This window comes from Pseudoalteromonas sp. SG41-5 (genome assembly GCF_014164495.1).
GTDB classification, from domain to species: Bacteria; Pseudomonadota; Gammaproteobacteria; order Enterobacterales; family Alteromonadaceae; genus Pseudoalteromonas; species Pseudoalteromonas rhizosphaerae.
In genome coordinates, this window is record NZ_JACJFH010000180.1 from 1 (window position 1) to 3,822 (window position 3,822).

4 protein-coding genes are annotated in these 3,822 nt (G+C 37.0%); all 4 read right to left on the reverse strand.

What is annotated here, in order from left to right; all coding sequences use genetic code 11:
* Positions 1-18: 18 nt before the first annotated feature.
* The 4 genes from H5232_RS22535 to H5232_RS22550 all read right to left on the reverse strand — a co-directional run bounded on the left by H5232_RS22535 (position 19) and on the right by H5232_RS22550 (position 3,711).
* A complete protein-coding gene (locus H5232_RS22535) occupies positions 19-948 on the reverse strand; it encodes a hypothetical protein (protein ID WP_182831565.1) in 930 nt (309 codons plus the stop codon).
* A 181-nt stretch (positions 949-1,129) separates the two neighbouring features.
* The gene (locus tag H5232_RS22540; protein ID WP_182831566.1) at positions 1,130-2,191 is read right to left on the reverse strand and encodes a hypothetical protein; all 1,062 of its coding nucleotides are present in this window, start codon (positions 2,189-2,191) and stop codon (positions 1,130-1,132) included.
* Complete coding sequence (locus H5232_RS22545; protein WP_182757489.1) at positions 2,184-2,804, reverse strand: hypothetical protein; 621 nt, start codon at positions 2,802-2,804, stop codon at positions 2,184-2,186. The genes H5232_RS22540 and H5232_RS22545 overlap by 8 nt, the downstream gene beginning before the upstream one ends.
* Before the next feature lie 151 nt (positions 2,805-2,955).
* Positions 2,956-3,711: a hypothetical protein gene (locus H5232_RS22550; RefSeq protein WP_259400183.1), complete on the reverse strand. Its 756-nt coding sequence runs from the start codon at positions 3,709-3,711 to the stop codon at positions 2,956-2,958.
* Positions 3,712-3,822: the final 111 nt, after the last annotated feature.

Sequence of the window (3,822 nt, forward strand, 5' to 3'; positions counted from 1 at the left end):
GTTAAAGAGCAATAACTTTTAAACACCCGCAATAATTTGCATTGCAAGGGTTTTCATCAGGCGTTTCCAATACGGGGGGTTGTCTGGTTGGTTTAGGCTTTCATCTACTGGCCACTTTTCCCACGGTTTGGTGATTTCTTTATTTGCCCAGCGTTTTGGGTTGGTGATGGCGCCGTCAAAATTAAAGCGGTAAATATCATCATCAAGTTCTTCTTCTATTTGCTTCATCTGCTTGTAGCTCATTAAACGCCAGTACTTTTCAGGGCGGTTATTTTGCTTATCAAAGTCGTGTGTTATCGGGTCAAGGTGACGAAATGGCTCTATTTCGGGTGAATCAACGAGCGGTTTGGTTAAATCCATAAAGCGCACAACGCGCTCCCATGTGTATTTGCAGTAGTTTGGGTTTTGTGGGTTGTCTTTTACGCGTATTTCACTAAATGCACCATGGTGGTTTTCGTAATCTTTATGGGCAATATACATTGCATGGGTTACACCATGGCCCTGTGAGTGGTTGGCTTTAGAATAAAACGCTTCTATATCCTCAAACGGAAATGTCGAATGGCCGTGCTCATTTTTTTCTGCATTGTTTACTGACCACGAAAAGCTTACTGTTTGGTTTTGGCGGTCAAAATATACTTCGCGTTTAGGCAGAATATACCGCGCTAAAATGGGGCCGAAGTTTAAAAAGAATAAGTTCCAGCAAATGACGAATACTATAAACCAAACGGGTAGTTGTTCCGGGTTATCTGTGAATTGAGTATAACTCCACCCTAAAAAAAAAATTACCGAGACAATTGAACCTAATACCCCTAAAAATATTGGCCCTAATGTTAACCCTAGCGTCCAATCACCCGCATTATGAAAACCTAAATAGCGCCCTTCATTATCTAAGCTCTGAGGTTTCACTTTTTTATTATCTTCTTTCTCCAATAAAAATCTGACAATCATTAATCCTTTAGGTGAACTAAACTCATACATTTTTGAGGAAATATAGTGTTTAAAGTTCTGTGAATTTTCTAATATTCTTGCATTTAGTTTTGCAAATTTATATGAAATCGACATCAATATCCTTTTCTACCCAAGCAGTTACTTACTGCTTGGGTTAAATCCTATTTATTTCTTTGTTAAGCTACAAGTCAACCATTAAAAACGAAGTGAACTTTTGCCATAGTGTTTTACCAAACTTAATTTCACTTTCAGGTTTAATGTTATCTGCGTATTTCCACGGGAATTTAAAAATATCTGGCGGTGTTAACTTTTTAATAGGTTTACCCATCAAAAAGTTATCGAGCTGCTCTTCATCATTAAATTCATTAATGAGTAATAGTTTTTCCTCATTAACTCTCTTCTTGAAATGCTTATCGACCCGATACCAAAAATACTTAGGACGGCCATTCGCTTTATCAAACTCAGCGGTTGTTTTATCAAACTCACGGTAATATTCAAATTGTGGGATATCTGCTAAGGGTTCAGTTACATCCATGAAGTTTTGTAATAATTCCCAATGAATAAATCCACTGCTTATTAAGTTTGCTCCAGTCCTATCATAAGAAAAATCTCTCTGGTAATGTAATAAAGTAATGCCTCTGTAAGGAAAGCCGCTTCCAGGATTATTTTCCACACAATAGTGAGCATTAAACTCTTCAAAAAGCAATTTATCTTGTGTGCTACTTTGTTCATTAGATATGGTTACAGAACCATCTTTACGATGAAATAAAACCCCTGAGGACACTCTAATCCGGATTGCTTTCCAAATAGTTAGATTAAATAATTTAGATCCACTCCAAAATATAAAAACAAATAAAAAAGATTCAAGCGCTAGTTCAATACGACCAAATAAAGTGAAAAAAAACGGTAGAGTAAATAAAAAAAACAAAATACCTAAATGTGCTATTATCCAAAAAAAGACCAATGAATCCGTTATCTTACTCCCTTTTGTAGGCAAATTAAGAGTAAAATCATCATTTCCTAAAACTTTTCTATAATATTCAGCTTTCCCTGATAAGTTATATTTATAAGCTGAATCTTGAAAACTATCAAAGCAATGTCCAAACACTTTACCTCTTGGGTATATTGCCTGCTTACTTTGGTAACGGCAATACATAGAGTCACGCTCATCAGTCGCTATTTCATCTCTAAATTTTGCATCTTGCTTACCTCTGTAAGCGGTCTCTGCATACTGCTCAAGCATATTCTATTTCCTTTATTTTCCAGGCTTTATCTGGTTGCTCACCGTTATCCCAATCATTACGCTCATCAATATCCACATAGGGCAAAGTAACATGCTTATCTAGGCGATACTGCACTTTTACTTGCCAATCAACTTCGAAATGTTTCGGCCACATAGATAATATTGGAATTATATATTTAAACCCAGTGATGGCACCGGATTCAGTATTCTCTTTTTGGATTATTTGCCAATTTTTATGATCGTGACGAAATTCATTTGCAAAATGCAAAACTCCCTCATCTTCAATTTGGTAAACTTGAACGAATAACTCTGATTGCCCTAAGGCAAAGTTTGATGTGTCTATATCTACAGTTAATTGGCAATGGGTACTGGTTAATCGCTTAACACCGAGCGTGACGCTTGGCTTCATTAATGCGCCCACTAATGCGGCATAACACTCTTTTGGTTGAGTGTGCCATTTTTCATAACTACCAGTACAGCGGTCATCAATATCTTTAGCAAACGGACCATTTTTAGTCCACGTTTCTAATTCATTATCGGTGACTAATATAGCAATAATTGCAATGATCAAACCGACTGCGATTATTGCCCACCCTAAAGGTGTAGTGAACAATGCCGCACCAAGATATAAAAACCAGCTGCATATATTTCCGTATTAGCTACCAACGTGGCGGTAAACCTAGGCAGCATATACAGCCTAGATTTGAATTCCATTTTTAATTTTTATCACAATCCTAGTTGCATGCTATATATAAAATCATCTATTAAGGTATTCCCATAAACAACTGCAGTGCTAAACGCTTTGCTTTGTATTTCCATGTCAGTTTTTCGATACGTTCTGGCTCACCTTTAAAATGCAGCCAAGGTTTGGTTATTTCTTTGTTAGGTGTCGCTCTAAGCCAATTAAAATGCGCAGCCTCTTTATTAAATTTCTGCCAAATTTCGACTTGTTGAGCAAGCGAAAAATCACTCCAAAATTTATTGGGTCTGTCATTTTGCTTATCAAATTCAGCTGTGAGTTCATCAAGGTGGCGGTAGTTTTCATACTCAGGCACATCAGGCAGTGGTTGGTTGTTATCCATAAACCGCACTACACGTTCCCAATATAAATAGCAGTTCATCGGGTTATTTGAGTTATCAGGCACCTGAACTGCTATTTTAGTCTCGGGGTATTTATCCTCATCAATATGACTAATAAAAGGTACAAACCCCATTACGCCCGGGCGTGTTGCCACAATATCAAGGTGGCACACAATATCAGCCCATTTAAAACAACAATTACCCAGCTCATCACGCTCTTCACAACCGGGTATCTCATAGGTAAAGCCGACTAACTGTTTTTTTCTGTCAAAATATATTTGCTTTTTAGGGAGGTAACTCTCTGTTATTGGTAATAAGTTAAGAAAAAACAGGTTCCAAGAAAAAGTGAGTATAGGTATCCACCATTGAAATGGCTCATTGGAATAGGTGGCCACAAAGCAACAGATCAACAAGATTAAACTCAAAGTGCGTATTCTCATGACTTTGATCACCGATTCTCATCAGCTTTGATCACCTGATTTATCATTTTGTAGAGCCGTTTTTAAATTAGCTTAACTGATCATCATCAGTCAATTTATTTAACTGTTTTC